The sequence below is a fragment of the Microvirga tunisiensis genome, from assembly GCF_009296175.1.
Taxonomy (GTDB): Bacteria; Pseudomonadota; Alphaproteobacteria; order Rhizobiales; family Beijerinckiaceae; genus Microvirga; species Microvirga tunisiensis.
Genome location: NZ_VOSK01000677.1, coordinates 1 through 1,768, shown reverse-complemented (window position 1 = coordinate 1,768; position 1,768 = coordinate 1). Strand labels below are relative to the sequence as shown.

Sequence of the window (1,768 nt, the reverse complement as noted above, 5' to 3'; positions counted from 1 at the left end):
GGCCTCGGTCTTGGCTCTATCTACGTCAAGCCGGTCGAGTAATCCGACGAACCGCCGTATACGGACCCGTACGTACGGTGGTGTGGGAGGGGAGGAATCGTGAGATTCCCCTCTATCCCGATTGCCCAGGCTGGTCAATCCCCTATGGCTTGCTCTCGCACCAGCAGGAGAGGGGAGACCTCATCGTTCATCAAGCCCTTACTATGCCGGGCTTGATTGCGTCGGAACAAACACGCCTCTCGTGCGGGCGTGTTTGTTCCAATAGACGGTCACTGTCAGGCTGCAGGCCTGTCACTTTCGACCTCACAATCGGTCTCGACGTTGAACACTGTCGAGTTGTCGACTGGGGCGGCCACGACATTGTCGTTAAGAAGATCAATGATCTCCATGTAGATTTGATGCTCATTACCACGGGTCATCGTTGGCACTTTGACCGTATCGAAGTCCCGGAAATAAGCGAGCGCATCTTCTATGCTCTTTGAGCCACGGCGCATTTCCTTGCGAAATTCCGCCACGTATGCTGTGCGGTCTTGCACGAACTCCCAAACCGCACGACGATCTCTTTCCCTGGCGAGTCGATCCTTGATAAATACGAAGCAGCGCTTGAACGCACCAGACACCGTCTTACCAATCCGGATGTCATCCTTGAGATCGTGCTCGCTCCTGACCTTCTTAAGCCATGCAAGTTTCTCCTCATCGGACATCGCATCCTCAGGAGCTACCGACAGGTCCTGGTCGGGGAAAGCCTGCATGAACTCTTCTGGAAGATTTCCAAGATCGAACGCGTGGTTTGGTTGAACCTTCAGAGGTCGAGCGGCTGGCTGCGTAGCAACACTTGACGTCGGACTATTGCTGTCCGGTGCCCAATCATTCGTTAGACGAGTAGAGGCATTTCCAGTCTTGGTTGCCCTTGTCGTCGGCCCTTTGGGCCTCCCGCGCCCTCTCTTTACAAGTGTCGTCTTAGCAACCCGCCCAATGTGGGCGTTGACAATTCGGAGCTTATTCTGAACCTCCCGAATGTGACCTTCAATGATCTCCATTCTCAATTTGAATTCAGCTTCCTGCTCTGTCTTCCAATTCTCCAAACTATCTAGTTGGTGTTCAAGCCTGACTTTCATTCTGCTCGGCCGAACCTTTCCCCAAGGATAGGTTGGCGGCTTTTTGACCTTCCGAACCGGAGCTTCAACACCGCCGTTCATTCCTCAGTGTCCTTCGTCTTTGTTGCACGGACGGGCCTAATTCGGGGGCGCCCGGGCTGAGCCTTCTCAAGGGCCCAGTGTTGAAACTCGGTTGTAAGAACAACCACTTGGTCCAGAGCCTTCGCAGCGTGATCGAGCTCAAGTTGAAGGGTCGTCATGCGCTGCCTGAGTTTGGCCGCCATAGCACCTAGTCGAGCGACGTGCTGCCCAGGACGTGTCTGTCCCCAAGGGTACTTTCTAACCGCAACAGGAAGTTTGGACGGCATCAGATTCTCATAAAAACCAGATTAGTCCCCGTCTAAAAGGGACTAGATTGCTTGAAGGCATTTTATCAGTTTCCGCTTCCAGCTCAACCCGGCTCTAACCGGATTAGTGTGCCAGCCCACTGTGCCACTTAGCACACCCTGTGGGCACATCATCCTTCATGCCTGTTATTATAATCGTACGCATCCGAGGTGGGCCGCCTTGTAGGAATTGTCGGATTTGGCACTGACTGTCCTTATTGACGTCAAAAAGGACAGTGCGGCTATGGATCGAGTTGAGATTGTCGATACGGGTCGGCGTCGTCG

General features: G+C 53.7%; 1 protein-coding gene. It reads right to left on the bottom strand.

All coding sequences use genetic code 11. From position 1 onward, the window contains the following. Window positions 1-275: 275 nt before the first annotated feature. A complete protein-coding gene (locus FS320_RS42775; protein ID WP_152718571.1) occupies window positions 276-1,199 on the bottom strand; it encodes a hypothetical protein in 924 nt (307 codons plus the stop codon). Window positions 1,200-1,768: the final 569 nt, after the last annotated feature.